General features: G+C 70.3%; 28 protein-coding genes. 12 read left to right on the forward strand and 16 right to left on the reverse strand.

Features of this window, described 5'->3' with window-relative positions; translation table 11 throughout:
• Window positions 1-190: 190 nt before the first annotated feature.
• On the reverse strand, window positions 191-1,132 hold the full coding sequence (locus tag ACGFIK_RS05590) for an HNH endonuclease (protein WP_327025342.1): 942 nt from the start codon (window positions 1,130-1,132) through the stop codon (window positions 191-193).
• Between the two features lie 62 nt (window positions 1,133-1,194).
• Window positions 1,195-1,434 carry a winged helix-turn-helix domain-containing protein gene (locus tag ACGFIK_RS05595; protein WP_327025341.1) on the reverse strand — a complete coding sequence of 80 codons (240 nt, stop codon included), beginning with the start codon at window positions 1,432-1,434 and terminating at the stop codon, window positions 1,195-1,197.
• 312 nt (window positions 1,435-1,746) lie between these two features.
• Here ACGFIK_RS05595 and ACGFIK_RS05600 point away from each other — a divergent pair, with 312 nt between their 5' ends.
• Window positions 1,747-2,025 carry a DivIVA domain-containing protein gene (locus tag ACGFIK_RS05600; RefSeq protein ID WP_327025340.1) on the forward strand — a complete coding sequence of 93 codons (279 nt, stop codon included), beginning with the start codon at window positions 1,747-1,749 and terminating at the stop codon, window positions 2,023-2,025.
• The gene (locus ACGFIK_RS05605; RefSeq protein ID WP_327025339.1) at window positions 2,022-2,336 is read left to right on the forward strand and encodes a hypothetical protein; all 315 of its coding nucleotides are present in this window, start codon (window positions 2,022-2,024) and stop codon (window positions 2,334-2,336) included. Before ACGFIK_RS05600 ends, ACGFIK_RS05605 begins: the two co-directional genes overlap by 4 nt.
• 29 nt (window positions 2,337-2,365) lie before the next feature.
• On the opposite strand, the gene ACGFIK_RS05610 is transcribed toward ACGFIK_RS05605, so the two are convergent.
• Together ACGFIK_RS05610 and ACGFIK_RS05615 are read right to left on the reverse strand one after the other, a co-directional pair.
• Window positions 2,366-3,307: a DUF559 domain-containing protein gene (locus ACGFIK_RS05610; protein WP_327025338.1), complete on the reverse strand. Its 942-nt coding sequence runs from the start codon at window positions 3,305-3,307 to the stop codon at window positions 2,366-2,368.
• Between the two features lie 194 nt (window positions 3,308-3,501).
• Window positions 3,502-3,624 (reverse strand): hypothetical protein, encoded by a 123-nt coding sequence (locus ACGFIK_RS05615; protein ID WP_327025337.1) that lies wholly within the window; start codon window positions 3,622-3,624, stop codon window positions 3,502-3,504.
• A 173-nt stretch (window positions 3,625-3,797) separates the two neighbouring features.
• On the opposite strand from ACGFIK_RS05615, the gene ACGFIK_RS05620 reads away from it, so the two are divergent.
• The gene (locus tag ACGFIK_RS05620; protein WP_393337869.1) at window positions 3,798-4,529 is read left to right on the forward strand and encodes an HD domain-containing protein; all 732 of its coding nucleotides are present in this window, start codon (window positions 3,798-3,800) and stop codon (window positions 4,527-4,529) included.
• Window positions 4,530-4,560: 31 nt separating this feature from the next.
• Here ACGFIK_RS05620 and ACGFIK_RS05625 read toward each other — a convergent pair whose 3' ends face one another.
• From ACGFIK_RS05625 to ACGFIK_RS05635, 3 genes are all read right to left on the reverse strand, one after another.
• On the reverse strand, window positions 4,561-5,100 hold the full coding sequence (locus ACGFIK_RS05625; RefSeq protein WP_327025335.1) for a hypothetical protein: 540 nt from the start codon (window positions 5,098-5,100) through the stop codon (window positions 4,561-4,563).
• 44 nt (window positions 5,101-5,144) lie between these two features.
• Window positions 5,145-6,605 (reverse strand): plasmid pRiA4b ORF-3 family protein, encoded by a 1,461-nt coding sequence (locus ACGFIK_RS05630; protein WP_393337872.1) that lies wholly within the window; start codon window positions 6,603-6,605, stop codon window positions 5,145-5,147.
• A gap of 202 nt (window positions 6,606-6,807) precedes the next feature.
• Window positions 6,808-7,749 (reverse strand): hypothetical protein, encoded by a 942-nt coding sequence (locus ACGFIK_RS05635; RefSeq protein WP_327025333.1) that lies wholly within the window; start codon window positions 7,747-7,749, stop codon window positions 6,808-6,810.
• A gap of 309 nt (window positions 7,750-8,058) precedes the next feature.
• Between ACGFIK_RS05635 and ACGFIK_RS05640 the strand changes: the two genes are divergently transcribed.
• Together ACGFIK_RS05640 and ACGFIK_RS05645 are read left to right on the forward strand one after the other, a co-directional pair.
• Window positions 8,059-8,292, forward strand: a complete 234-nt coding sequence (locus tag ACGFIK_RS05640; RefSeq protein WP_327025332.1) for a hypothetical protein — start codon at window positions 8,059-8,061, stop codon at window positions 8,290-8,292.
• A 217-nt stretch (window positions 8,293-8,509) separates the two neighbouring features.
• Window positions 8,510-9,973, forward strand: a complete 1,464-nt coding sequence (locus tag ACGFIK_RS05645) for a cellulase family glycosylhydrolase (RefSeq protein WP_327025331.1) — start codon at window positions 8,510-8,512, stop codon at window positions 9,971-9,973.
• A 64-nt stretch (window positions 9,974-10,037) separates the two neighbouring features.
• On the opposite strand, the gene ACGFIK_RS05650 is transcribed toward ACGFIK_RS05645, so the two are convergent.
• The 7 genes from ACGFIK_RS05650 to ACGFIK_RS05680 all read right to left on the reverse strand — a co-directional run bounded on the left by ACGFIK_RS05650 (window position 10,038) and on the right by ACGFIK_RS05680 (window position 18,090).
• Entirely contained in the window at window positions 10,038-10,694 is a 657-nt protein-coding gene (locus tag ACGFIK_RS05650) for an ATP-binding cassette domain-containing protein (RefSeq protein WP_327025330.1), read from the reverse strand.
• Complete coding sequence (locus tag ACGFIK_RS05655; RefSeq protein ID WP_327025329.1) at window positions 10,691-11,677, reverse strand: ABC transporter ATP-binding protein; 987 nt, start codon at window positions 11,675-11,677, stop codon at window positions 10,691-10,693. Before ACGFIK_RS05655 ends, ACGFIK_RS05650 begins: the two co-directional genes overlap by 4 nt.
• Window positions 11,674-12,543, reverse strand: a complete 870-nt coding sequence (locus ACGFIK_RS05660; protein WP_327025328.1) for an ABC transporter permease — start codon at window positions 12,541-12,543, stop codon at window positions 11,674-11,676. Before ACGFIK_RS05660 ends, ACGFIK_RS05655 begins: the two co-directional genes overlap by 4 nt.
• Window positions 12,540-13,574, reverse strand: coding sequence for an ABC transporter permease (locus ACGFIK_RS05665; protein WP_327025327.1), 1,035 nt, complete (start codon window positions 13,572-13,574; stop codon window positions 12,540-12,542). Before ACGFIK_RS05665 ends, ACGFIK_RS05660 begins: the two co-directional genes overlap by 4 nt.
• Window positions 13,541-15,130, reverse strand: a complete 1,590-nt coding sequence (locus tag ACGFIK_RS05670; protein ID WP_327025326.1) for an ABC transporter substrate-binding protein — start codon at window positions 15,128-15,130, stop codon at window positions 13,541-13,543. Before ACGFIK_RS05670 ends, ACGFIK_RS05665 begins: the two co-directional genes overlap by 34 nt.
• Window positions 15,131-15,376: 246 nt before the next feature.
• Complete coding sequence (locus tag ACGFIK_RS05675) at window positions 15,377-16,462, reverse strand: sporulation protein (RefSeq protein WP_327025325.1); 1,086 nt, start codon at window positions 16,460-16,462, stop codon at window positions 15,377-15,379.
• Window positions 16,463-16,617: 155 nt separating this feature from the next.
• On the reverse strand, window positions 16,618-18,090 hold the full coding sequence (locus tag ACGFIK_RS05680; protein WP_327025324.1) for a glucose-6-phosphate dehydrogenase: 1,473 nt from the start codon (window positions 18,088-18,090) through the stop codon (window positions 16,618-16,620).
• A 205-nt stretch (window positions 18,091-18,295) separates the two neighbouring features.
• Here ACGFIK_RS05680 and pgi point away from each other — a divergent pair, with 205 nt between their 5' ends.
• The 3 genes from pgi to ACGFIK_RS05695 all read left to right on the forward strand — a co-directional run bounded on the left by pgi (window position 18,296) and on the right by ACGFIK_RS05695 (window position 21,221).
• A complete protein-coding gene (gene pgi / locus ACGFIK_RS05685) occupies window positions 18,296-19,930 on the forward strand; it encodes a glucose-6-phosphate isomerase (RefSeq protein ID WP_327025323.1) in 1,635 nt (544 codons plus the stop codon).
• 71 nt (window positions 19,931-20,001) lie between these two features.
• Window positions 20,002-20,553 (forward strand): truncated hemoglobin, encoded by a 552-nt coding sequence (locus ACGFIK_RS05690; RefSeq protein WP_393337879.1) that lies wholly within the window; start codon window positions 20,002-20,004, stop codon window positions 20,551-20,553.
• Entirely contained in the window at window positions 20,550-21,221 is a 672-nt protein-coding gene (locus tag ACGFIK_RS05695) for a class I SAM-dependent methyltransferase (protein ID WP_327025322.1), read from the forward strand. The genes ACGFIK_RS05690 and ACGFIK_RS05695 overlap by 4 nt, the downstream gene beginning before the upstream one ends.
• On the opposite strand, the gene ACGFIK_RS05700 is transcribed toward ACGFIK_RS05695, so the two are convergent.
• Complete coding sequence (locus ACGFIK_RS05700; protein ID WP_327025321.1) at window positions 21,211-22,659, reverse strand: aldehyde dehydrogenase family protein; 1,449 nt, start codon at window positions 22,657-22,659, stop codon at window positions 21,211-21,213. The genes ACGFIK_RS05695 and ACGFIK_RS05700 overlap by 11 nt on opposite strands.
• Window positions 22,660-22,709: 50 nt before the next feature.
• Here ACGFIK_RS05700 and ACGFIK_RS05705 point away from each other — a divergent pair, with 50 nt between their 5' ends.
• Window positions 22,710-23,390 carry a hypothetical protein gene (locus ACGFIK_RS05705; RefSeq protein ID WP_327025320.1) on the forward strand — a complete coding sequence of 227 codons (681 nt, stop codon included), beginning with the start codon at window positions 22,710-22,712 and terminating at the stop codon, window positions 23,388-23,390.
• Between the two features lie 86 nt (window positions 23,391-23,476).
• Here ACGFIK_RS05705 and ACGFIK_RS05710 read toward each other — a convergent pair whose 3' ends face one another.
• Window positions 23,477-23,893: a hypothetical protein gene (locus ACGFIK_RS05710; protein ID WP_327025319.1), complete on the reverse strand. Its 417-nt coding sequence runs from the start codon at window positions 23,891-23,893 to the stop codon at window positions 23,477-23,479.
• 92 nt (window positions 23,894-23,985) lie between these two features.
• On the opposite strand from ACGFIK_RS05710, the gene ACGFIK_RS05715 reads away from it, so the two are divergent.
• The 3 genes from ACGFIK_RS05715 (at window position 23,986) to ACGFIK_RS05725 (ending at window position 25,086) form a co-directional block, all read left to right on the forward strand.
• The gene (locus ACGFIK_RS05715) at window positions 23,986-24,369 is read left to right on the forward strand and encodes a DUF5753 domain-containing protein (protein WP_327025318.1); all 384 of its coding nucleotides are present in this window, start codon (window positions 23,986-23,988) and stop codon (window positions 24,367-24,369) included.
• Window positions 24,359-24,547 carry a DUF397 domain-containing protein gene (locus tag ACGFIK_RS05720; protein ID WP_327025317.1) on the forward strand — a complete coding sequence of 63 codons (189 nt, stop codon included), beginning with the start codon at window positions 24,359-24,361 and terminating at the stop codon, window positions 24,545-24,547. Before ACGFIK_RS05715 ends, ACGFIK_RS05720 begins: the two co-directional genes overlap by 11 nt.
• Before the next feature lie 239 nt (window positions 24,548-24,786).
• A complete protein-coding gene (locus tag ACGFIK_RS05725; protein ID WP_327027084.1) occupies window positions 24,787-25,086 on the forward strand; it encodes a BON domain-containing protein in 300 nt (99 codons plus the stop codon).
• Window positions 25,087-25,131: the final 45 nt, after the last annotated feature.

Raw genomic sequence — 25,131 nt, forward strand, 5'->3', positions numbered from 1 at the left:
GTCCGAGCCGGCACCAGAATGAGGTCGGTTGCGCGCCCCAGGGGTCGCAGGCGATGAGTTAACTGGTTCTGGCCGCCGAGACCCCGGCAGACATTCCTGAAAGAGGACACCCGCAGCGAGTCAGGCCGGTCGACGGCAGGACCAGTCCAGTTATGCCCAGGCAAACAGATGGCGATCGAGGCATACGGCGTCAGGCAGCCTTGAAGACGGTGTCCAGATGCCACTCGAGGAAATCGGCATTGGGCCGATCAGGCGCCCGTTGCGGAAGTGCGATGGTCGTGCCGGCCTTTGCGTAGAACTGGTCACCGTTCCCGAATTCACTGCGCAGGCGAGGACTGACCATCAAGCGGTACTTCGGGTCAACACCAAGGTACCCCCGATCGAAGAGAATGTGCACGTCCGACTTGAGCAGCAAGCCGTTGTCGATCCGATGGTCCCCGCCTTGCTGCAACGGCCTAATATGGGCCGCCTGCAGCACCGGCTGGACCCTGTTGCCGGTAATGGCGCAACGTCGTCCGTAGGCACTCAGCACCACAGCCTTGAACGACTGCTGACCGAGGCGTTGCGGTACGAGCCGGGGATCACCATACACCGGCCCGGGTCGATGCCAGGGCTCACTGAGGTCCAGTGCGACGGCCACGCCCAGTATGCGGTGCAGCAGGAGATCGAAGTACCCGGCGACGGAGGAATCAGCGAGGTCGTACGTCTTGCCCTGTACCACATTGGAAGCGAAATCCGGTGGTGGGCCAACAGTCGATTCATCAGGGAAAAAGACGCTGTCGCGAACGAAGATGCAGCCGATGACCGGGTCCTCGTCGAGCCCGATCGGCTGCTTGCGGTAGCGCCCGACGCTGCGGCGCATCTCGTCCAAGCTAGCGACACCGTTGGCCTCGCCGAACAACTCCCACGCCTCCGAGATCCTCAGTTGGGTGAAGCCGCTGAAGAAGCCTCCTCCGACTATCCGATTGAGTGGGTAGTGCGCCTTGAAGAAGAAGGGTTCGCCAGGCGTGAGAGCACGAAAGTTGCCGCCAGACGGCCGCCAGAAGTTGACCTCACCCAGGCCGGGACGCGCTGCTAGGAACCGGTACCACTTTTCGTCCGTCACGCCTACAAAAGCCTTCACATCGATCATCCTGCACCGAACATGATCTACCCGCTACACCCGGAACGGTCGGATCTCGGCAGACAGCCAACTCAGGGCTCCCGCATCCAGGTGCCCGGATCGGTCACGAAGACGCCCTTGCCCTGCTGCCGCCGAATGACCCGCAGCGCTTCGAGGCGCGCGTAGGCCATCTGCACGGTTCCGTGACTGACGTTGTAGGTGGCGCGTGTGTCGGCGATCGAGGGCAGCCTGTCCCCCGGCTTCAACTTCTTGGACTTGACGTCGGCGATCACATCATCGGCGATGCGCCAGTAGTCCGGCACTTCTCGCATGGCACTCCTCGCGTGGCAATCCGATTCGATCACACCGCAACGCGCCTAACAAGCAACGTTGACTCATCTGACATGTCTAGATATGTTGGTTTCGAGCCGCTCCTCGCGTGGCAACGAGTTCGGCTCATCCCCTGGCCGGGGCGGGTGCGTGTGCCCGTCCCGGCCCAGACAGGCTGCTCTGTCGTCGTACCGCCGAACTGGGCTGCGGCGGCCGAGCGGGCGGGCCGTGCGGACGCCGGCCACGCACGGCCCGCCCTTCCAGACCCACCGCACCGACCTTTCGCGCTTCCGCTCGCCCAGGAGAGGACCGACGTGGCCCAGGTGTATCGATCCGGCCAGCTCTACGGGACCGGGCTGCCGGCCCGGTTGACCCCGCACGAGGTACGCACCCGCAGCTTCGACCCGCGTCGCCGTGGCGTCGATCCCGATCAGGTACGCCAGTTCCAGGCCCGGGTCGCCGATGACCTGGCCGACCTGCACCGGCAGATCCACACCCTTGCTGAGGAGAACGAGCGGCTCAAGCGGGCACTGCGCGACTGGCAGACCATGCACGCCCGCGAATGCCGACCAGCGAACGACGGCCACTGGTGACTGTGCGCCCCTCCCCCGGCGACCTGCTCCGGATCGACGGCCGCGCCTCGGTGCAGTTCGCCGGGGACCGGGCGCTGACCCTGCGCGTCGTCTCGGTCAGCGACCGCCATGCGTACGACGGCTGGGTCTGGCTGACCGGCTACGTGCTCAGCCGGCGCGGCAACGCCACCACCAAACGCGAAATCTACGTCCAACTCGCCGGTCTCTCCGCTCCTCGGAACCGGCGGCGCCCCGCCAGGTCAGCCGACGCGGTGGAGCTGGTGGGCCGCACGGAGGGTCGGCACGACCGTCCCGTCCAGGTAGGGCGCTGACGCGTACGTCGTCGGGCTCGTGGAGGCGCCTACCTGGTTTGACGGGTGGCGAGGATGGCGAGGGTTTCCCGGCGTACGGTCTCCGGCTCACGCACGAGCCGACGATGGGCGAAGCGGACGACCAGGATGCCGAGGGCGGCCAGTTGCGCGTCACGACGTAGGTCGATTTCGCGCTGCCGGGGGTCGCCGTGGGTGGTGGCCCCGTCGAGTTCGATGTTGACCCGTTCCGGCTCGGCGTACAGGTCCAGGTAGACGTTGCGCTGGCCGAGCCGGATCTGCGCCTGCCGCTGGAAGGTCGGCATTCCAGGGCCGGTGAAGACGCGCTCGTGTCCCCAGATCTCCAGCGGGCTGCGGCAACCGTCGGCAAGGCGGGTCAGCAGCGTACGCAGCGCTACCCGGCTAGCCACCCTTGCCGTGCCGTCGAGCACAGCTTGCAGGCGGCCGGGGGTGGTCAGCCGGTTGTTGAACGCCCTGATCATCGGCGTCCGTTGCTCCTCCAGCGCGAGCATCGGCCAGGAGTCGACCAAAGCTCGCTCGATGGTGGTCACCGGCATCCCCTGTCGTACCACCGTCGATGGTGGAGTGAGGGTGAGGTGTCGACGCCGGTGGACTCGCACCCCGGGCCAGTTTCGCAGGCCGCTGCCAGCAGGTGCGCTCACGTGCAGCAGGTCTCCGGGCCGTTGTTGGCGCAGTCCCCACACGTCGAGGGCGGTGAGGTGGCTGAGGGCACCGCGCCCCCGCATCCAGGCGGCGACCGCACGGCGGCCGAGGGCCGGGCCGATCCGGCTGAGCGGCGGAAGGCTCTCGTCATTCAACAGGTGTGCCGCCGCGAACACCTCGGGCAGCACCCGTACGAGTTCGCCGTTGGTGCACGCCCGCTGCAAGACCCACTCCGGCACGACCTGCTCGGCAACCGACCGGGTCACCAGCCCGTTCCCGCGCCTCACCAGCTCCGCCAACACCGTATCCACACCGCCGACCGTGCCACCCTGCCCCACCCACCCGCAGCCACAGCTCCCGCCCCCTGTGGACAACCACACCCCTGTGGACAACCCCCAAAACCCGTCCACATCTGGTAGGCCACCCTGATCGTGGCGGTGTGGCTGTTCAGGTGTCGGCGTGTCGCGCAGCCGCACTGCCACGATCAGGGGACGTGGAAGGGGGGTCAGGTTAGGGCGGCGCTGCGGTGGGCGTTGGTGGCCCAGGCGTCGGGGAGGGCGATCCATTCGTTGTCGCCGACGCGCACCACGGCACCGTCAAGTTTGGGCAGGACTCCAGGGTCCTCCATCGGGCAGAGCAGCGAACTGCGACGGGGTGATCGTCGTCCACCGGCCCTCCTGCATGGGCAGATCCTATGCGCTCTCCATCGAGGTGCCAGGACAGCCGAGCACGTGCCCCGGTCCCGGCCGGTCGGGTCGGCGGGTGGTGACCGGTGGCGTGGTGATCCGATATAAGAGACGGATGGATCTGCCGCCGTATCTGGCCAGCATGCCGATGCACGCCATCACGGAGATGCACGGGGAGCCGGGCCTGCGGGAGAGGTTCCGGCTGGAGTGTGCGGCCTTCGACGCCGACGCCCGGGGTCGGCTGGACGAGGCGTTGGAGTTGGCCGGCCGGCTGCACCGCGACGACCGGCGGTCCCGGGAGCCGTACGTCAACCATCTGCTGCGGGTCACGATCCGGTTGATGCACCACTACCAGGTACGCGACCCGGAGGTGATCGTCGCCGGGCTGCTGCACGACGCGGTGGAGGATCATCCGGCGGAGCTGGCCGGCCCGGCGTACGCCGGGGGTGATCCGACTCCGGCGGCGCTGGCGGTGCTCGCGGACCGGTTCGGTGCCCGGGTGGCGCGGCTGGTCGCGGCGGTCACCAATCCGCGGTGGGATCCGGAACGGGACCGCAACGAGCAGTACCGCGAGCACCTGGTGCACAGTCTCGACGGTGAGCCGTGGGCCCGGGTCATCAAGGTCTCCGACTTCACCGACAACGGTGTCGGGGTGATCCACTCGGTCGGGCCGAAGGTGGAGGCGTTGGCGCGCAAGTACCGTCCCCTGGTGCCGGTCTTCCGCGATCTGGTCACCCGCGCGGACACTCCCCTGTCCGAGCCGGTGCGCCGGCACATCCTCGACCAGCTAGACCTGGCCGAGGAGCGGTTCAGCGCCATCCTGGACCAACCCGCGCAGCACGCCTGAGCGTCAGCCACCATCGCGTCCGGGGTGCAGGTCAGCGTGGTGCCGGTGGGCGGGTGTGACGTGGGTACAGCCGGTCGACCAGCAGCGCGGCCTGGGCGACCGAGCCGCCGCTGACGCCGAGGCCACCGCGGGCCGCGTCGTAGAACTGGTCCCGTGCCTCGTTGACCCGGTGCAGCAGGTCGGGCAGCCCGTCCGCGGCGGAGCCGTCGCGGGCCAGGCGTTCGACCTCCCAGACCGCGTCGCGCCAGGCCCGGGCGGCCTTCACTGTCGGGGCGTCGCCGAGCAGCAGGACGTTCTCCCAGGCGATGGTGTGCCGGAAGTTGGCCTCGGTCAGCAGGGCGAGTTCCTGCTCCCGGTCGAGGTAGCCGCCGATCAGCCGGCTGGCGATGGTGAGCACCTCCTTGAGCACGCGGGCGAATTCGGCGTACGCGTCGAACCGCCGCTCGTCCCATCGCACGCCCTGGTGTCGGCGCCACCGGGCGCGGTCGGCGAGCGAGGTGGCCACGATCGTGCCGATGGTGCCGACCAGCACACCGAGCAGGGCGGGCAACTGCGCAACGAGGCTCCCCATGGCGCATACCCTGCCAGCCTCCGGCAACCCGGCGGCTGGTGGCGTCAGCGCAACCGTTGCAGCGCGGCGGTGATCGCCTTCGCGTCGAAGTGGGCCGGGTCGAAGGGGGTGGACTCGGCAAGGCCCAGCCAGTCGCGGCGGTCCTGGTGTTCGGGGTGCGTGGGGTCGGCGAGGATGTCCACCAACTCCGCGTAACCCCACACGCCTCCGCAGTCCTCCGGTGGGGCAGCCCGCCGGCCACCGACACAGTGCGGGTACGTCACGGCCGGATCACGATCGAGGATCTGTTCCACCAGGATGTCGTGCTCCCAACTGTCACCGAAATCGTAGGTGTAGTGGAGCTTGTCGTTCACGGCGGTAGCGACCTGCTCCAAGTTGACCCGTGACTCGGCCCGATGACCGAGTTCTGCGTCCGGACGACCGAAGCTGCCGTACGGGGTCTCGAAGACGTGCAGGTGACTGTCGTCCCAGTCGAAGGCGACCTGAATCAGCGTGTGCAGCCGGGCCAGCGTGATGTCCCCGGGCACCTCAAGGCGACGCCAGATCGGCGGACGGGCTCCTCTCAGCCCGACTTTGATCCGGTAGATGGGGGCCGGCCCGGCGGACTTCTTCCGCTTGGACGGCAGGGCGGCGGTGCGGGGTCTCGGTACGGCACCTCTTCGTCCACGCCCCGGTATGCGGTCCAGCAGCGCGGCGATCGAGGCGATGTCCAGTTCGCCGTCGTGCCGGTGACGGGGCAGGCTGGCCGGCTCAGGCAGCGTCCGCAGCCAACTGCGCAGGAGCAGGGCGAACGCCGGGTAGCCGGGGCCTTCCTCGTCGTCGAGGAGGTCGTCCACGTCGCGGTCCTGGTCGTGGTCGGCACGGATCTCCAGTGCCTCCTGTACGGCGCGACGGAAGTCGGCCGGCTGAATCTCCTCGTCCCGGATGGAGACGCCATCGGCCCGCAGGTCGGATTGGAGCGAATGGCGCGCACCATCCCACTGGTCGGGGTCGATCAGGAGTATCTCCTGCGCAGCACCACAATCGAGGGGATCGAGCACCACGAACGCGGCCAGCGACCGGCCGGCCCGCTGGAACATGCCGGCCAGCAGGAAGGTCTCCCCCATCGGGTTGAGGAACTGGCGGCACTCCTGTGCCACGATCGGGGCGTCCAACTCTGCGAGCCAGGCCGGCGCGTCGACCCCGGCCTCGGCGAGCCGGCCAGCCGCCTGTGCCGCGAAGCGGCTCGTGTCGCCGTCGCAGACCGCGGCGATGCCGGCGAGCATGGCGCGTGCCGGTGGCGTGGCTACCGCCTCCAGTGTCGGCACGAACAGCTCCGGTAACGCCTGGTCGAAGTCCTCCCCGACGAGGGCACCGACCGCCAGGAACATCGAGGCGGCCACCTCGATCTCCGTCGGATCCTGCATCGCGGCCAAGTCGATCAGCGGCATCAGGCTGTCGAGTTGCTCCGGCGTGGGCTGCCCCCCGGCACAGTGCGGGCAGTCACACTCGTCCGGCGGGTCCATAACGACGAGCGGGGCACCGCTACGGACGGATCGACTCTTCGACTTACGGCGACGACTCATGGGACTCACGAGACGCAGTCTGCCCCATGCCGACGACGCGACGACTCATGGACACGGTCCCGGTCACCTCACAGCAGGCAGATCGAGCCGTGCAACGACGCGGCGGGGACCCGGTCGGGTCCCCGCCGTCATCGCGTACTCGTCAGGAGGTGAACTTGTCCAGGGCCAGCTCGAGGGCGCCGTCGTCCGGCGAGGCGTACGCCTTCATGGTCGACCGGTTGTAGGAGATGAAGCTCGGGCAGCGGACCGCCGGAGCGTTGACCCGGCCACCGTCACCGATCTTCTCGCCGGTCTTGGCGGCGTAGAAGGTCAGGGTGTAGCGCGCGGAGATGTAGTCGACAGTGATCTTCTTGTCGTCGCTGTCCTTGTAGTCGCACTTGCGCGGCTCGCCCTCGCTGCCCTCTTCGAAGGTGAGGCAGCCGATCACGGAGACCTTCGCCCAGTCGGCGATCTTGGCGTAGTACGGCTTGTTGTAGCCCACCGACTTGCTCAGCCAGGACTGCGGGCGTTCCGGAGAGTTGGCGAAGGTGTAGACCTTGGCGCCCTTCGCGCTGGTGTACGGCGCGGCGTTGAGGATGGGGCTGCCGTCACACACCGCGGACATGTCGCTGGAGCTGCGGGCGGTGACCGCGTTGTTGTTGTCCGGCTGGTTGTCCGGCTCCGGCGGCGGCGGTGCCGCGTCGGGGGACTCGGAGTTCTCCGGAGCGGCGGAGGGGCTGCTGGAGCCGCTGGCCACCGGGGTGGGGTTGTCCTCGTCGTCGCCGGAGAGCATGAAGTAGCCGATAGTGCCGCCGCAGGCGACGAGGACGGCCATCACGACGGCGCCGATGCCGAGCCCCAACCAGAGCCCGTTCTTCGACTTCTGCTGCTGCGGTGGGACCCCGTACGGCGGGGGCGGGGGTGGTGGGGGCGGGGCACCGTACGGCGACGGGTAGCCGGACTGACCGACCGGAGATCCGGGCGGGAGTGGCTGACCGACCGGGGAGCCGGGAGGGAACGGTCCGGCCGGGGGTCCGGGCGGATTGCCCCAGCCCCCCGCGTTCGGATCCGGCTGCCCCCCGTACGGCGGATAACTGTCACTCATGTGTGGCCCTTGTCAAAGTCGAGAGGTTCTCTGGCACATGATCAGGCCCAGGGTAGTGACCGGTGCAAACCTGCGCACGGCCACGCCGCGACGATTCGATAACGCGGGCCCACCGAGGCCACTGCCGGTGTCGGTGCCGGTGCGGGGCGCTACCGGGTAGTCCGAATGTGCGGGCGAATAGGACACTTCTCCCGCCACTGATGTGGTGTTTGCCATAGGGCAAAGATGCGTAACCTCCACCTTCGCCTGGCCGTGTGGCCGCGGTCGCCGACGGGTACCTGAGGGGTCATCGGCACAAGGGAGGATGAGATGACCACCGATCCCAGGTACACCCCGATCGCGGTCAACGCGGCGGGCAGGTTGGTCGCCGACGGCGGGGACCCCGAGGGCGGCGAGGTGATCGGCGCGGACGACGCGGCGGCCGATGCCGCTCGCGCGGGTGCCGAGGTCGACCTCAGCGGCGCGCGGCGCGACCTCGACCCCACCCCGGTGGGGGCCGCCGACGCCGAGGCGGATCGGCGCCGCGCCGCCGACCAACCCTAGGTGCGCCGCCGACCAAACCTGATCAGGTACGCCCACCCATGACGCCCCGGAGCGCTCCTCCGGGGCGTCAACCCTTGCCGAGACTTCGATGCATCGAAATATTGCGTGATTGTTTCGACCCCACGTAGGCTCTCGTGGGAGCGCTCCCGGGCCGCCGGCTGAGTCGGCGGACCAATCTTGCCGTACCCACCACCACGACCAGATTGCGACGGTCCACATGAAGCGTCCTCCGTCTCGTCCACGGCGGCTCCTGGTCGCAGCCGGCACCGTCGGTGCGCTGGCCCTCGGCACCCTCGTGGCGTTGCCCGCCACGAACGCGATGGCCGCCACCGGCTGTGCGGTGACCTACTCGACGAACAGTTGGTCCAACGGCTTCACCGCCAACATCACCGTCACCAACCTGGGCGACGCGATCGGGGACTGGACCCTGGGGTTCAGCTTCCCGGACAGCGGGCAGCGGGTCACCCAGGGCTGGTCGGCGACCTGGAGCCAGAGCGGCAACGCCGTCACCGCGCGCAACGCCAGTTGGAACGGCAGCCTGGCCACCGGGGCCAGCACCGGCATCGGCTTCAACGGCAGCTTCACCGGCGGCAACCCGTCGCCGACCTCCTTCACCCTCAACGGGGTGCCCTGCACCGGTTCCACCACCACTCCCCCGCCCACCACCCCGCCACCGACCACTCCCCCGCCCACCACCCCGCCACCGACCACTCCCCCGCCGACCACTCCCCCGCCGACCGGGCAGACCCCGGTGCAGATCAACGGCCAGCTGCGGGTCTGCGGGGTCAACCTGTGCAACCAGTACGGGCGGCCGATCCAACTGCGGGGCATGAGCACCCACGGCATCCAGTGGTTCGGCAACTGCTACAACAACGCCTCCCTGGACGCCCTGGCCACCGACTGGCGGGCGGACCTGTTCCGGATCGCGATGTACGTGCAGGAGCAGGGTTACGAGACCGACCCGGCCGGGTTCACCAACCGGGTGAACAACCTGGTCGAGGAGGCCACCCGGCGGGGCATGTACGCGATGATCGACTTCCACCTGCTCACTCCGGGTGACCCGATGTTCAACCTGGAGCGGGCCAAGACCTTCTTCGCCTCGGTCTCCGCCCGGCACGCGTCGAAGAACAACGTGATCTACGAGATCGCCAACGAGCCCAACGGGGTGAGCTGGTCGACCATCAAGAACTACGCCGACCAGGTCATTCCGGTGATCCGGGCCAACGACCCGGACGCGGTGATCATCGTGGGTACCCGGGGCTGGTCCTCGCTGGGGGTCTCCGAGGGGTCCAACCACACCGAGATCGTCAACAACCCGGTCAACGCCAGCAACATCATGTACGCCTTCCACTTCTACGCCGCCTCGCACCGGGACAACTACCGGGCCGAGGTGGAGCGGGCGGCGGCCCGGCTGCCGCTGTTCGTCACCGAGTTCGGCACGGTGGACTACACCGGTGACGGGGGCGTCGACCTGGCCAGCAGCACCCAGTGGCTGGACCTGCTGGACCGGCTGAAGATCGGCTACGCGAACTGGACCTTCTCCGACAAGGCCGAGGGCAGTGCCGCGCTGCGGCCCGGCACCTGCAACGGCAGCAACTACACCGGCACCTCGGTGCTGACCCCCTCCGGGGTCTTCATGCGGGAGCGCATCCGCACCCCGGACAACTTCCCGACCAGCTGATCAGCACCACGCCACGACGGCCCCGGGGAGTTGTCCCCGGGGCCGCCGACGTGTGCGACCACGGTCAGGACAGGTCGACGACCCGGTCGGCCCACCGGCCCAGCAGCGCGGAGTCGTGACTGATCACCAGCACCCCGGCGGAGTGCCGACGCCGGTAGTCCCCGATCACGGCCGCGACATGGGCCTGGGTGGAGGCGTCCAGCATCGCGGTGGCCTCGTCGCACAGCAGGTACCCGGGCCGGTGCACCAGGGACCGGGCCAGGCAGGCCCGTTGCAGTTGGCCGTCGCTGACCGCGTGCGGGCGGCGGGTCAACAGGTCGGCGGTCAGCCCCACCGTGTCGGCCAGTTCGGCCGTCCGCTCCCGGACCTGCTCCGGCGGGGTGCCGGTGGCGCGCAGCGGCTCGGCGATGATGTCGGCCAGGGTCAGCCGGGGGTCGGTGGCCGCGCGGGGACTCTGGAACAGGATCGCCACCCGGGTACGCACCGCCACCGGCACCTGGTGGCGGGTGCCGGTCACCGGGGTGCCGTCGAGGCTGATGTGACCGGAGTCCGGCCGGTGCAGCAGGGCCAGCAGCCGGGCCAGGGTGGACTTGCCGCTGCCGGAGGGGCCCCGCAGGCCCACGGTCTCCCCGGCGGCGATGTGCAGATCGACGCGATCGAGCACCCGCTGCCGGTCGTAGCTGGCGCTGACCTGGCAGGCGGCCAGGGCCCGGCCGGTCATGCCGGCACCTCGGCGCGCAGTTCGGCGTGCTCCAGCGGATGGTGGCAGGCGACCCGGCCGACACCGGTGCCAGTGAAGGCCGGCTGCACCCGGCAGGCCGGGGTGGCCCGGTCGCAGCGGGCGGCGAAGGCGCAGCCGACCGGCAGGTCGGTGAGCATCGGCGGGTGACCCGGCACCGGCCGGAAGGCCCGCTGCGGCAGGGCGTCCAGCAGCGCCGCGCTGTAGGGGTGCCCGGGTGTGTCGAACAGCGCCTCGGTGGGGGCGTGCTCGACGATGCGGCTGGCGTACATGACCGCCACGGTGTCGGCCACCCGCTGGGCCGCAGCGAGGTCGTGGGTGATCAGCAGGACGGCGGCTCCGGCGTCGCAGCGGCGGCGCAGCAGATCTAGGGTGTGGTCGACCAGGGGGCGGTCCAGGCCGGTGGTCGGCTCGTCGGCCAGCAGCAGCGGCGGGTCGGGGGCCAGCGCCAGGGCGGTGGCCAGCCGCTGGGCCATCCCGCCGGACAACTCGTGCGGGTAGCGGTCCAGGTCGGCCGGGTCCAGGCCGACCTCGGCGGCCAGGCGGTCGGCGGCGGCGGGGGCCTGCGTCCGGGTGTGGCCGTGCGCCCGCAGGGTCTCCACCAGCAGCCGACGGCCGGTACGCACCGGGGTCAGGGAGGTCGCCGGGCTCTGCGGCACCAGCCCGACGGCCCGCCCGCGTACCTGCCGGGCCAGTTGTCGGGGCGGGCAGGTCAGCAGGTCGATCGCGGGGGACGAACCGGTGCGCAGCAGGGCACTGCCGGTGACGGTGGCGTTGCCGGGCAGCAGGCCGAGCAGGGCGTGGGCCAGGACGGACTTGCCGCAGCCCGACTCCCCGACCACGGCGACCAGTTCCCCGGGGCGGATGTTCAGGTGCAGGTCGGTGACGGCGTGCACCTCGGCGTCGGGCAGCCGGAACCGGACGGTCAGCCCGGCGACGGCCAGCAGGGGTTCGGTGGTGGTCACAGTTGCAGCTCCGCGCGTACCCGGGGATCCAGACGGTCCCGCCAGTGGGCGGTGAGGGTGGCCAGCGCGAGGGTGACCACGATCAGCACCAGGCCGGGGGTGAGGCTGGCCCACCAGGCACCGGCCAGCAGGGAGCCCCGACCATCGTTGATCATGTTGCCGAGGGAGGCCAGGTGTGGGGGCAGGCCCAGGCCCAGGAAGGACAGGGCGGTCTCGTGCCACACCGCGTGCGGGATCATCAGGGTGACCGCCAGGGCCAGCCGGGGCAGCACATGCGGCAGCAGGTGCCGGGTGAGCACCCGCATCCTGCCGGCCCCGCCGCTGACGGCCGCGTCGATGAAGGGCCGGCTCCGCAGGCTCAGCAGCTCGGACCGGACGATCCGGGCGGTGGACAGCCAGTGGGTCAGCCCGATGGAGAGCACCACCGCACCGAGGCTGGGGCGCAGCATCGCCACGATGAAGATGCCCAGCAGGAGGTGGGGCATGGCCGCGATGGTGTCCACCAGCCGCATCAGGACCCGGTCGACCCAGCCGCCGACGGTGCCGGCCAGGGCGCCGACGGCACCACCGATCACCGCGGCGACCACTGCGGCGATGACCCCCACCAGCAGTGACACCCGCAGCCCGTAGACGCTGCGCAGCAGCACGTCCCGGCCGAGGTCGTCGGTGCCGGCGGGATGCGCCAGCGAGGGCGCCGACCGGGTCTGGGACAGGTCGATCGCGCTCTGGTCCAACGGCCAGAGCAGCGGGGCGAACACGCAGGCCAGCACGGTGATGGCGAGTACCGTACCGGCGACGGTCGCGCCGAGGCGGCCCGGACGCAGTCGGGGCAGTCGGCGGGTACGGGTCAGGGTGACGGCGGTCATTCGAGGCGTACCCGGGGGTCGGCGGCGGAGTAGGCGAGGTCGGTGGCCAGGTTCGCGGCCAGCACCACGACGGTGGTCGCCAGGGTGGTCGCCGCCAGCAGCGGGAAGTCACTGCCCAGGGCGGCCTGCACGGTCACCGCGCCCAGGCCGGGCAGGGAGAACACGGTCTCCACCAGCACCGCCCCGCCGACCAGTTCGGGCAGGTGGGTGCCGATCAGGGTGAGGAAGGGCAGCAGGCCGGTACGCAGGGCGTGACCGAACAGGACCGTACGCCCGGGCAGACCACGGGCGCGGGCGGCCAGCACATGGTCCTCCCGCAGGCTGTCGGCGACCGAGTCGCGGATGAACAGCACGAACCACGGCAGTTGGGACACCGCCAGCACCCCGACCGGCAGGATCAGGTGCCAGGCGACGTCGGCTACCCGGGTCTCGGTGGCGGTGATGTCGGTCAGCCCGCCGGCGGGTAGCCAGCCCAGGCTCAGGGCGAAGACCGCGATCGCGGCCAGGCCCAGCCAGAAGGACGGCACCGACTGGATGGTGTACGCGGTCGTCCGCAGCGCCCGGTCGAACCAACCACCCCGGCGGTACGCGGCCAGGGTGCCCAGCAGCAGGCTGGCCACCAGCACCACGGCCAGGGCGGCGCCGACCAGCAGCAGGGTCCAGCCGGCCCGGGCGGCCAGCACGTCCACCACCGGCTCGTGTCGGCTGGTCGACCAGCCCAGGTCGCCGCGCAGCAGGTTGCCCAGCCAGCGCAGGTACTGCACCGGCAGGGGGTCGTCGAGACCCCAGTTGGCCCGGATCTGGGCCAGGTTCTCCTCGCTGGTGGTGAAGGCCGCCGCCCCGGCGTACTGCTGGGCGGGGTCGATCGGCGAGGCGGCGCCGAGGGCGAACATCCCGGCGCTGGTGACGAAGAGGACCGGCACGGCCACCAGCAGCCGGTTGCGGATCATGCGGGCGGCGCCGGTGCGACGGCGCCGCCGGACCGGGGTGGGGGCGGTCACGAACGTCGGGTCCAGGTGTTGATGTTCCACCAGATGCTGTTGGCCACGTCGTGCTCGTGCGGCTCGACCCGGGCCACCACCCCCTGCACGGAGTCCCGCACCACGTAGGTGTGCTCCAGGTAGGTGAGGAACACCCACGGCATGTCGGTGGCCAGTTGCCGCTGGAAGGTGGCGTAGGCGGCCTTGCGCCGGGCCGGGTCGGCCTCGGCCCGCCCCTCACGCAACGCCCGGTCGGTCGCCTCGGAGGCGTACGAGCCGGGGTTGAAGAAGCCCTGCCCGGCGAAGTCGGAGTGGAACAGCTTGTAGGAGACGAAGTCCGGGTCGTACGGGGTGCCGTACCCCATGATCAGGGCGTCGGAGCCCATCCGGGGGGTGATGGCGTCCCAGGTGAGGCCCTCCGGGGTGATCGCGATGCCGATCTTCTTGGCGTCGGCGGTTACCGCCAGGGCCAGTTCCTTGCGCAGGCTGTCGGCGGCCGGGTACATCAGGCTGAAGGCGGCCCGGGTGCCGCCCTTGACCCGGATGCCGTCCGGGCCGGGTCGCCAGCCGGCGGCCTCCAGCAGGGCGGTAGCGGCGGCCGGGTCGGCGGTCGGCGCCCCGGCGGCGGCGGGCTCGACGAACTCCGAGGAGGGCGGCACCGGCCCGTACGCCGGCTCACCGGCCCCGCCGAGGACCCCGTCGACCATCGCGGTGCGGTCGACGGCGACGCTCAGGGCGCGGCGCACGGCCACATCGGCGGTGACCGGGTTGCCCATCGGCAGCATCACCCCCCGGTAGTCCGCGGTGGGGACCTTGTGCACCCGGTAGCCGGGCAGGTTGTCGAAGCCGACGGCCAGCTTGGGGGGCAGTTCGGCGGCGTCGAACTCGCCCGCGCGGGCGCGCTGGGCGCGGACGTTGTCGTCCGGCACGAAGGCGACCACCACCCCGCTGTTGGCCGGTCGGCCGCCCCAGTAGCGGTCGTTGGCGGCCAACACCAGCCGGTCGCCCGGGGTCCAGGAGGTGACCCGGTACGGACCGGTGCCGATCGGCTGCCGATTGAAGGCGGCCCTGTTGAGGTCCTGCCCCTCGAAGGCGGCGGCCGGCACGATGCCCAGGGTCAGCCGTTGCAGGAAGGGCGCGTAGGCGTACCGGAGGGTGAAGATCACCGTGGTGTCGTCCGGGGCGGCGACCGAGGCGAGCATGTCCAGGTCGCTGCGCAGGACGGAGTCGACCTTCTCGTCGAGCACCGCCTGGTAGGTGAAGACGACATCCTTCGCGGTCAGCGGGGTGCCGTCGTGGAAGAGCACCCCCTCGCGCAGCCGTACGGTGATCGTCTTGCCGTCCCCGGAGACCTCCGGCAGGTCCCGGGCCAGGGCCGGGACGAGACGATTACCCTCGTCCCGGGCGACCAGACCGTCGAAGATCAGCGAACCGCCGTCGACCCCGTAGTTGAGCACCGGGTTCAGGGTGTCCGGTTCCCCGGCGGTCGCTACGATCAATGTGGTCCCGCCCGGGTTGTCGGACGGGGTGGTCGGCGACGAGCAGGCGACCAGGGCGAGCAGCAGTGCGGCGCTGGCTGCCAGCCGGACACCGGTCGTTCGGGACATGACTGTTACCGCTCCTCGCGGGTGGCGACGATAGGTGCGGCGTCCCACCCGAGGTGATCGGCCGGCAGGCCGCCCGACAGGTGCGATCTTGGATCGCCACAGCGCCATACTTGCGCAGTTGCAAACTCTTGGCAAGAAAGCGCGCTGTGGCCAATGCCACGTTCGCTCACCCCGCGCCGATCACGGTTCGACCGCCAGCCCACGCTCCCCTGAAGTCCGGCTCAGACGTCGGAGGAACGGCTGGGGTCACTCGTCGCCGCCGTCGTCTCCACCCTCGTCCCCGCCGTCGTCGTCGCCGAAGGATTCGAAGACCTCCTCGGCGACCATGCCTCCGGCGAAGCCGAGCGCCGCGCCGCCCACCACACCGGCGGCCACCGCGCCCATTCCGGACCCACCCCGGCTGTGATGCTCGTGCTCATGGCCGTAGGCGGGCTGGTGCGGCGGATACCCGGCCGGCATCCCGTAGCCCGGCTGGCCGTACCCGGGTGCGCCATAGCCGGGCGCGCCGTAACCGGGCTGGCCGTAGCCGGGGGCGCCGTAGCCGGGCTGGGTGGCGCGGTACTGCTCCAGGGCCTCGCGGAGCCAGCCGTCCACCACGGCGGCCCAGTCGAGTCGCTCGGCGTCGGCGTGCGCCACCCGGTAGCGCCCGTAGGAGTCGTGGCCGCCGGTGAACAGACCCCCTCGGCGGTCGAACTCCAGGACGATGTCCATGCCCTGCTCGTCGGCCAGGAAGGTCAGCTCGACCTCGTTGACCCCGTGGGCGTACTGGGGTGCGGCGAAGTACTCGATCTCCTGGTAGAAGGGCAGGGTCTGGTGCACTCCGGCGATCTGCCCCCGCTCCAGGTCGGCGCCCTTGAACTGGAACCCGAGCCGACCGAAGGCCTCCAGGATGCGCTCCTGCACCGGCAGTGGGTGTACGTGCACCGGGTCCAGGTCGCCCTTGTCGACCGCCCCGCGGATGACCACCTCCGTACGCAGCCCCATGGTCATGCCGGGCAGGGGTTGCCCGTACACGTCGGTCACCGGGGTCTGGATCGGGATCTGGACCTGGAACGGCAGGGACAACTGCTGCCCCTGCGCCAGGCGCAGCCCACCCGCGACCGGGGTCCGGTGGAACTCGACCGTGGCGTCGTAGTCCCCCTCCTCGCCGTCGATCTCGATCCGGGTGACCAGCCCCACGACGATCTGGTCGATGTCCACGTCGTGACTGCCGCCGGTCAGGTTCACCTGCCCGCCGAGCATCAGCCCGGGGCGGGTGCTCGGGTTGGTCAGGACCGTGTCGACGCTGGGCGCGCCGATCCCGAAGGCACCCAGCATCTTCTTGAACACCACGAGCTTCTCCCTCGACAGCGGCGGGCGCGGCGCGGACGCGAGAGTCTTACGCGAATCCGTTGTGCCGCAACGGGATCAGCGCCGTCCACCATGGATCCCGTCGGGTCGGCAAGCTAACACCGCCAGCTGAGAGATAGCTGAGAGGGGTCGAGGTGTCACGATCGGTGAGAGTTCCCCTCCGCCGGTCGCGGTGGACGCCAGCCGGTGACCGGGCCCAGCAAGGAGTCGGCCGGGCCGGAGGAGCCGGCCGGATACTCCTGCAACGGCACCGCACCCGCCTTCCAGGCGGTCAGCACCGGCTCCACGATGCGCCAGCACTCCTCGGCCACGTCACCGCGCACCGACAGGGTCGGATCCCCGTCGAAGGCACCCCGCAGCACCTCCCCGTACGCCGGCAGGTCACCGGGGCCGAACTCCGCGGTCAGGTCCACCTGGTCCAGGTCGAAGGGGTCACCGGGGCCGTTGATGTTGAGGTCCAGGCCGAGCCGGTCCGGCCCGAACCCGATCCGCAGCCGGTCCGGTCGCTCGTACCCGGTCAGGCCGTCCGGCACCCGGTCCGGCTGCTTGAAGGTGATGACGGCCTCCTTGCGTACCCCGGCCATGGCCTTGCCGGAGCGCAGCCGGAAGGGCACCCCGGCCCAGCGCCAGGTGTCCACGGTCACCATCAGTTCGGCGAGGGTCTCCGTGCCCCGGGCCGGGTTAACCCCCGGCTCGTCGGTGTAGGCCGGTAGCCGGCGCCCGGCGATCTCCCCCGCCGTGTACCGGCCCCGGCGGCTGGCCACCACCGCGTCGTCGTGCCACAGCCGGGTGGCCCGCAGCACCTGGGCCATGCGGTCGCGCAGCTCCGGTGCCGCGAGGCTGGGCGGGGGTTCCATGGTGAGCAGGGCCAGCACCTGGAGCAGGTGGCTCTGCACCATGTCGACCAGGGCACCCGCGCCGTCGTAGTAGCCGGCCCGACCCTCCAGCCCCAGGGTCTCGTCGAAGACGATGTCCACGCTGGCCACATGGGTGGAGTTGAGCACCGGTTCGAAGATCCGGTTGGCGAAGCGCAGGCCCAGCAGGTTCAGCACTGTCGACTTGCCGAGGAAGTGGTCGATGCGGTGGACCTGCTCCTCCGGCACCAGGGTGGCCAGCAGGTTGTTCAGGGAACGGGCCGAGATCCGGTCGACCCCGAAGGGCTTTTCCAGCATCAGCCGGGTGCCCGGTGGTACGCCGATGCGGGCCAGGGCGGCGGCCGAGCGGGCGGCCACCATCGGCGGCAACGCGAAGAAGATCACCAAGGGGCCGGTGCAGCCGCCCAGCAGCCGCCGCAGGTCCTCCTCCCGGGTCACGTCGGCCGGCACGTACCGGCTCTGGCGGATTAGTTCGGTCTCTCGGGGGCCCTGCGCGCCCACGGTGGCGAAGGACTCCGTCACCCGGGTACGCCACCGCTCGTCGTCCCAGTCGTCCATGCCGCTGCCGATCAGCCGCAACCCGGGCAGGGCGCCGGTGGCCACCAGCCGGCCCAGGCCGGGCAGCAGCAGTCGACCGGCCAGGTCACCGCTGGCGCCGAGCACCAGCAGGGTCTGCGGGATGCGGGTGGTCACGGGTCTGGGGTGAGTGGGGGCGCTCGGGGCCGACGTCGTCATGTGCTCCACCATGCCCTGTGCCCGGTCCGGGTCGCACCGCGGCCTAGCTGCTGGGCTCTGCGGGTACGCCGGGCAGCCGATCCCCTGCGGATGGTGACCGGTCGCGGGCGTCGGGCTGGCACAGCGATCTTCGTGTGGCAGGCTGGGTTCCATCGGCCGGCTTGAGGCCGGCGTGTGCCGACTCTGCGAGGAGACGATCGATCCGATGGCTGCGGACGTCACCACCACCGACGAGTGGCAGGCCCTGCGCAAGCACGCCGACGAGATCCGCGCGACGCATCTGCGGGACCTGTTCGCCACCGACCCTGCTCGGGGCGAACGGTTGACCGTCGAGGTGGGCGACCTCTACGTCGACTACAGCAAGAACCTGGTCACCGACGAGACCCTCCGGCTGCTGACCGCGCTGGCCGAGCGGGTCGGGCTCACCGACCGGATCGCCGCGATGTTCGCCGGTGAGCACATCAACGGCACCGAGGACCGGGCGGTGCTGCACACCGCGCTGCGACTGCCACCGGACGCCGCGTTGACCGTGGACGGCCAGGACGTGGTCGGCGACGTGCACGGCGTACGGCAGCGGATGGCGCACTTCACCGAGCAGGTACGCGCCGGGCGGTGGCGCGGGCACACCGGGGAGCGGATCCGCACCGTGGTCAACATCGGCATCGGCGGCTCCGACCTGGGGCCGGTGATGGCGTACGAGGCACTGAAGGCGTACCGCGACGCCGGCATCTCCTGCCGCTTCGTGTCGAACATCGACCCGACCGACATCGCCGAGGCCACCGCCGACCTGGACCCGGCGAGCACCCTGTTCGTGGTGGTCTCGAAGACCTTCACCACCCAGGAGACCCTGGCCAACGCCCACCAGGCCCGGCGCTGGCTGCTGGCCGGGCTCGGCGGGGACGAGGCGGCGGTGGCCAAGCACTTCGTCGCGGTCAGCACGAACGCCCAGCGAGTAGCCGAGTTCGGCATCGACCCGGAGAACATGTTCGGCTTCTGGGACTGGGTGGGTGGCCGGTACTCGCTGCCCTCGGCGGTGGGTCTGTCGGTGATGCTGTCGATCGGGCCGGAACGCTTCGACGAGATGCTGGCCGGTTACCACGCCGTCGACGAGCACTTCCGCACCGCTCCCCTGGCTCATAACGCCCCGGTGCTGCTCGGGCTGCTCAACGTCTGGTACACCAACTTCCTCGGCGCGCAGACCCACGCCGTGCTGCCCTACTCGCAGTACCTGCACCGGTTCCCGGCGTACCTGCAACAGCTGACCATGGAGAGCAACGGCAAGTCCGTCCGCACCGACGGCCAGCGGGTGTCGTACGACACCGGGGAGATCTTCTGGGGCGAGCCCGGCACCAACGGCCAGCACGCCTTCTACCAGCTCATCCACCAGGGCACCCGGCTGATCCCGGCGGACTTCATCGCCTTCAGCGAACCCCACCACGACATCGGCGACATGCACGACCTGTTCATGTCGAACTTCTTCGCCCAGACCGCCGCGCTGGCCTTCGGCCGCACCGCCGAGCAGGTCGCCGCCGAGGGCACCCCGCCCGAACTGGTGCCGCACCGGGTGATGCCCGGCAACCACCCCACCACCTCGATCGTGGCCGACCGCCTGACCCCGGCCACCCTCGGCCAACTGGTGGCCCTGTACGAGCACATCGTCCTCACCGAGGGCGCGATCTGGGACATCAACCCCTTCGACCAGTGGGGCGTGGAACTCGGCAAGGTGATGGCCAACCAGTTGGCCCCGCTGCTCACCGGCGACGAGGCCGACCTGACCACCCTCGATTCCTCCACCGCCACCCTCATCCGCCGCTACCGCACCGACCGCCACCGCCCCTGACCGCTCCTCCCCGTCCACCGGGTTGATCAAGAGGTTTCGGTCATCACGCCGGACCGCGGGACCGAAACCTCTTGGTCAACTCGCGCGTCGAGCACGCCCCGGCCCGCGTGAAGACCTGCAAGATCCTGCGCGACTACCGCCGCGCCGCTCGCACATTGCCCGAGACCGCTTTTGGCATCGCCCACCTCAGCGGTACCGCCTTCTACAAGCTGGTGATGGACGATCCGCTGCTGGGGCACATGTTCACCGCCCGCTCGGCCGAGGAGCACGCGCGTCGCCTCAAGGGCCACTTCGAGCGGATGTACGGCACGCCGGACCTTACCGAGGGCTGGAACCCGGCGTTCATCGCCGCCCACCTCGAGTACGTAATCTCGAACCAGCACCGCCGCCGCTGGCTCGACCTCTTCCGGGCCGCCGGTGAGCAGATCGGCGCGCCGGAACCCCGGTTCTCCGACTTCATGTCGACCATGACGAACGGAAGCGGCGCGGTGACCGCCGCCAGTCGCGGCGCCGCCATCACGCGGGGCCTGCGACTGGACCGGGAGGGCAATGTGATCGGCAAGCGAACGCCCCGCCCGCCGAACGGCGGCGCGGACAGCGCGGACCCGGAGGACGCCCGATGACCGAGACCAGCACAGTGGGCGCGTACCAGCACTGGGACCAGCAGTGGCGCCGTACCGAGGGAATCACCACGTGGGCGCAGCCGGACCCGGACGTGACAGCGCTCGGTGAGAAGGTGCTGGCCGCCGGCGGCCAGCGCTGCCTCGATCTGGGGTGTGGCATCGGCCGCCATGCCTTGGCCCTCGCCGACATGGGATTCGAGGCCCACGCGATCGACCGCAGCGAAGCAGGCCTGGCGCGGGTCGCCGCCGAGGCCGCCCGGCGCAAGGTGGAAGTCACGACACGGATGGCCGACATGACGTCGCTGCCGTATACGGACGGCAGCTTCGACTTCGTCGTCGCCTGGAATGTGATCTATCACGGTACACCGGCGGACGCTGCTACGGCGGCTGCGGAGATCACCCGCGTCCTCCGGCCCGGCGGGCAGTACCTGAGCACAATGCTGTCGAAGCACAATGTCCAGTACGGCCGGGGCGAGCAGATCGCCCCGGACGTTTTCGTTCAGCACGACGGGCCGGAGGATAAGGCGCATCCGCACCTGTACACCGATATGGGGGACATACTGCGTCTTCACCCGCACCTACGTCTGGTCTCCGCTGCGGACCGGGAGCACGAGCAGCCGGGTTCTTTCCACTGGCACCTGGTCTTCGAGAAGCCCGTTAGTACCTGACGCAGACCGACCGCAACTCGGTGAAGAAGTCCATCGCCTCCGGCGAGCATTCGGGCGGGCCGAACTGCGACATCTTGGTACCCATGTGCGGCAGGTGCGCGTAGGCGCCGACGGTCGGGCGGTTGACGTGAAGCATCCCGGCCTGCAGCCGTTGCACGGTTTCCAGGGCGAGGGCGGTCTCGCGGGTGAAAACGGCCGCGGACATACCGTACGGAACGGAGTTGGCAATGGAGATGGCGGCGTCCAGGCTCTCGGCCACCAGGACCGAGACCACCGGCCCGAAGACCTCACCCGTCACCAGCTCCGAATCCGGCGGCACGTCGGACAGCACTGCGGGCCGCAGGAAGTTGCCGTCGGGCAGCCCGCCGGGCAACGGTTCGTCGCCGCACCAGATCCGGGCACCGCGTGCCCGCGCGTCCTCGATCGCGTCGAGGCACCGCCGGCGTGCCGCGGCAGTGATTACCGGCCCCATGTCCACGTCCGGATCGTCGCCGCGGCCGACTTGCAGGGCCGACACCCGTGCCGCGAGCGCCGGCAGGAACGCGGCGGCGAGACCTGCGTCCACGATCACGCGGCTGGTCGCGCTACACCGCTGCCCGGCCTGGCCGAACGCGCCGGACAGCACGGCGCTGATGGCCGCGTCGAGGTCGGCGCCGGGCAGGACGACCACCGCGTTGTTGCCGCCTAGCTCAAGCTGGGTGCGCAGCAGCCGCGGCGCCGCTGCCTCGTGGATCGCGACGCCGACCGCAACCGAACCGGTGAACGACACTCCCGCGACGTCCCGGTGCGTCACGATCGTCTCCGCGGGCTCTCGGCCACCCTGCACCAGGTTGAGCACCCCCGGCGGTACGCCCGCATCAAGGAACAGCTGCACCATCAGTGCCGCGGTCCAGGGGGCGAGCGGCGACGGCTTGAGGACCGCGGTGCAGCCGGCCACCAGCGCGGCCGCCGACTTCCACAGCGGAATCGCGAGCGGGAAGTTCCACGGGGTGATGAGCCCGACCACGCCGATCGGCGCCCGGAATGTGTACGCGAGGGTGCGGGCGTCGTCGGCAGGTGCGGTAACACCAGTCAGCCGGCGGCCCTCGCCGGCAAGGAAGCGCAGTACCTCACCGCTGCGGACCACCTCGGCCCGCGCCTCCGACGGGCGTTTTCCCTGTTCTCGGGCGATCGCCTCGGCGAACTCCCCGGCCCGCTCGGCGAGCAGCTCGGCCGCCCGGAAGAGCAGCGCCCCCCGCGCCACCGGCCCAGTCTCGTGCCAGCCGGCACCAGCGGCAGCGGCGGCGGCCACCGCGGCCCGTGCGTCGTCCGCGGAGGAATCGGCGAACAGTCCGATCACGTCACCCGAGTCGGCAGGGTTGACGTTGGGAGTGACTCGTTCTCCTTCCGCAGCCAGCCATGCATCGTTGATGAGGTTGAGACAATGGCGCGGATCCATCTGCCAATTAGATCTATATCAGTAAATATCTGCAAGTAGAGGTATTCATGATGCGTACGATCGCCCTCGTTCACAGTCCGCTGCTGAGCCCGTACAGCTGGGATGCCGTCGCCCGCACGCTGCGGGCTGACGGTCACCGCGTGGTCGTGCCCGATCTTCGCCCGGCCCTGACCGGCCCGCCGCCCTATCAGGGTCGCCTGCGCGAAGCCGTGGTGGCCGCCGTCGAGCACCCGACGACGCTGGTCGCCCACAGCGCCGCCGGCCCGCTCGTACCCGCGATCGTCGAGGCCCTCGGCCCGGCTGCGGCAGCCACGATCTTCGTGGATGCCCGCCTGCCGCATCCAGGACTCAGTTGGCTGGAATCCCTCGACGGGGAACGGGCGGCCCGGCTGCTCGAGATGGCCGCGGACGGCGAACTGCCGCCGTGGAACACCTGGTTTCCGGCCGAGGCGCTGGCCGCCGAGATACCGGACGATGAGGTCCGCGAGAGGTTCAGCGCCGACCTACGCCCGACGCCGTTCGCGCTCTGCGCGGAGAAGTGCCCGTCACCGACCCCCGTCTTCGACGGATTGCCGCACGCGTACGTCCGGCTCACGCCCGCTTACGATGACGCCGCGGACACTGCCGAACGCGCCGGCTGGCATGTCGTCCGGCGGGACTCCGTCCATCTCGCGCCGCTCACCCGGGCCGACGAGGTCGTCAATGCCCTGCACACGATATTCGCCGGATGAATACCGGCACGGTAACCCTCCTCCCCGAGGGGTCGATCAAGAAGTTTTGGTTTCGACACGCCGGGCGCGTGACCGAAACCTCTTGATCAACTGCCCGAGGGGGTGAGGCCGAGGGTGGTGGACAGGCGCGCCACGTCGGGCGGGGCGGGGGCGCGTTGGATGACCTCGGCGAGGAGGGTACGGGCGACCGGGCGGCTGCGGATCTCGGCGGGGGCGATGCGGTCGGCGTCGAGCAGGGCGTGCCCGGCCGCGACCGGGTCGCCGGTGTCCAGGTGGGCGCGGGCGGCGTCGACGAGGGCAGCGGCGCGCTGTTCCGGCGACAGCCGCCGCCATCCGTCGCTGCGTACGGCGTGTTCGTGTCGGCGTACCGCCTCGATGGTGTCGCCGAGGCGGTGGGCGGCGAGGGACCGGGCCAGTTCGACGGCGACCGGCCCGAAGCCGGTGTGGTGCGGGTCGGTGGCGTCGACCTGTCGATCCGCCAAGGTGGCGGCGTGATCGAGCATTGGCGCATCAAGTGATGTCAGGCAAGCTTGTAATCATGATCGATTGAAGCTGCATGTGATTCGGGACAGACGATCGGGGCAGGGCTGGTGAGGTGCTGCACCGGCAGCCCACCCCGCTACGGCTGCACGCCATCCTGTCGGAGGCGTCACTGCGGACCGAGGTCGGCGGCCCGGAGGTACTGGCCGAACAGCTTCACCACCTGGTCAAGGTGAGCCGACTGCCCAACGTCACCATCCAGGTGCTCCGCTTCGAGGCGGGCGCCCACCTGGCGATCAGCAGCGGCTTCGCGCTGCTCAGCTTCGAACAGGACGAGCCGCCGCTGGGCTACATCGAGACCCTGGCCGGTGAGCTGTTCCTGGAGTCCAGCAGCGACCTGGCGCGACTGTCGGCGGCGTACGACAATCTGAGGATGCTGGCCAGGTCGCCGGCCGAGTCGATCAAGTTCGTCAAGGAGCTGAGCGCGCATGGAGCGTAACGTCTGGCGCACGTCGAGCCGTTCCGGCAGCAACGGCCAGTGCGTCGAGGTCCGCGACCGAGGCACCGAGATCGACGTACGCGACTCCAAGGCTCCTGCTGCCGCAACGCTGAGCTTCGGCCCGACCGCCTGGGAAGCCTTCGTCAGCAGCATCAAGACGGACGACCGTCGCCCCTGAACCGCCACCGCGTTCACGGAACGATCCAAGCCGCCTTCGAGGTGAATCTCCTGACGGACCCAGGGGTAGCCTCCTCAAGATCTGACATCACCGGACGTGGGCACCGGTGAGCGGCGGGATCTGTCACGCAAATGTCATCCAACCGTGCGGTCGACTCCAAGGTCCTTGCGCAAGGTAATCACCGATCGGGACGGCGCGTCGGGTCGCCGGCCTCGACGACGAAGGAGACCGTTGTGGTGATGCCCTGGCCCTGGCCGATGCCCGACGATCACTCATTCCGGGCGCTGTGGGACGAGCCGCAGGACCATGACGAGGACGTCCGGCTCGCCGCGCTGGTCGCCCAGCGACTGAGCGCCGACTGGAGCACCCGTCGACAGCAGATCACGGTGATGGTGCAGAACCGCGTCGTGATCCTCACCGGCCTGGTCGCCGGTGCGGAGACCCGGCGGGCCGCCGGTGAACTGGCCTGGGATGTCGAGGGCGTCGCGGATGTCTGCAACGCCCTGCGGCTTGTCGGGCATCGGCGCGGCCGTCGCTGACTTCCGGCCCGTCCGCGCCGCCCGGCACCGGCGAGCGCGGACGGG

Source organism: Micromonospora sp. NPDC048871 (assembly GCF_043198155.1).
Taxonomy (GTDB): Bacteria; Actinomycetota; Actinomycetes; order Mycobacteriales; family Micromonosporaceae; genus Micromonospora.

What these genes read in the sequence shown, in the direction of transcription:
- ACGFIK_RS05710 (WP_327025319.1), bottom strand. Translation starts at nt 23,893, where the DNA reads ATGCTCGATCACGCCGCCACCTTGGCGGATCGACAGGTCGACGCCACC.
- ACGFIK_RS05720 (WP_327025317.1), top strand. Translation starts at nt 24,359, where the DNA reads ATGGAGCGTAACGTCTGGCGCACGTCGAGCCGTTCCGGCAGCAACGGC.
- ACGFIK_RS05620 (WP_393337869.1), top strand. Translation starts at nt 3,798, where the DNA reads ATGGATCTGCCGCCGTATCTGGCCAGCATGCCGATGCACGCCATCACG.
- ACGFIK_RS05670 (WP_327025326.1), bottom strand. Translation starts at nt 15,130, where the DNA reads ATGTCCCGAACGACCGGTGTCCGGCTGGCAGCCAGCGCCGCACTGCTG.
- ACGFIK_RS05640 (WP_327025332.1), top strand. Translation starts at nt 8,059, where the DNA reads ATGACCACCGATCCCAGGTACACCCCGATCGCGGTCAACGCGGCGGGC.
- pgi (WP_327025323.1), top strand. Translation starts at nt 18,296, where the DNA reads ATGGCTGCGGACGTCACCACCACCGACGAGTGGCAGGCCCTGCGCAAG.
- ACGFIK_RS05695 (WP_327025322.1), top strand. Translation starts at nt 20,550, where the DNA reads ATGACCGAGACCAGCACAGTGGGCGCGTACCAGCACTGGGACCAGCAG.
- ACGFIK_RS05615 (WP_327025337.1), bottom strand. Translation starts at nt 3,624, where the DNA reads ATGGAGGACCCTGGAGTCCTGCCCAAACTTGACGGTGCCGTGGTGCGC.
- ACGFIK_RS05700 (WP_327025321.1), bottom strand. Translation starts at nt 22,659, where the DNA reads ATGGATCCGCGCCATTGTCTCAACCTCATCAACGATGCATGGCTGGCT.
- ACGFIK_RS05650 (WP_327025330.1), bottom strand. Translation starts at nt 10,694, where the DNA reads ATGACCGGCCGGGCCCTGGCCGCCTGCCAGGTCAGCGCCAGCTACGAC.
- ACGFIK_RS05705 (WP_327025320.1), top strand. Translation starts at nt 22,710, where the DNA reads ATGCGTACGATCGCCCTCGTTCACAGTCCGCTGCTGAGCCCGTACAGC.
- ACGFIK_RS05625 (WP_327025335.1), bottom strand. Translation starts at nt 5,100, where the DNA reads ATGGGGAGCCTCGTTGCGCAGTTGCCCGCCCTGCTCGGTGTGCTGGTC.
- ACGFIK_RS05680 (WP_327025324.1), bottom strand. Translation starts at nt 18,090, where the DNA reads ATGACGACGTCGGCCCCGAGCGCCCCCACTCACCCCAGACCCGTGACC.
- ACGFIK_RS05630 (WP_393337872.1), bottom strand. Translation starts at nt 6,605, where the DNA reads ATGGACCCGCCGGACGAGTGTGACTGCCCGCACTGTGCCGGGGGGCAG.
- ACGFIK_RS05645 (WP_327025331.1), top strand. Translation starts at nt 8,510, where the DNA reads ATGAAGCGTCCTCCGTCTCGTCCACGGCGGCTCCTGGTCGCAGCCGGC.
- ACGFIK_RS05590 (WP_327025342.1), bottom strand. Translation starts at nt 1,132, where the DNA reads ATGATCGATGTGAAGGCTTTTGTAGGCGTGACGGACGAAAAGTGGTAC.
- ACGFIK_RS05660 (WP_327025328.1), bottom strand. Translation starts at nt 12,543, where the DNA reads ATGACCGCCGTCACCCTGACCCGTACCCGCCGACTGCCCCGACTGCGT.
- ACGFIK_RS05595 (WP_327025341.1), bottom strand. Translation starts at nt 1,434, where the DNA reads ATGCGAGAAGTGCCGGACTACTGGCGCATCGCCGATGATGTGATCGCC.
- ACGFIK_RS05725 (WP_327027084.1), top strand. Translation starts at nt 24,787, where the DNA reads ATGCCCTGGCCCTGGCCGATGCCCGACGATCACTCATTCCGGGCGCTG.
- ACGFIK_RS05635 (WP_327025333.1), bottom strand. Translation starts at nt 7,749, where the DNA reads ATGAGTGACAGTTATCCGCCGTACGGGGGGCAGCCGGATCCGAACGCG.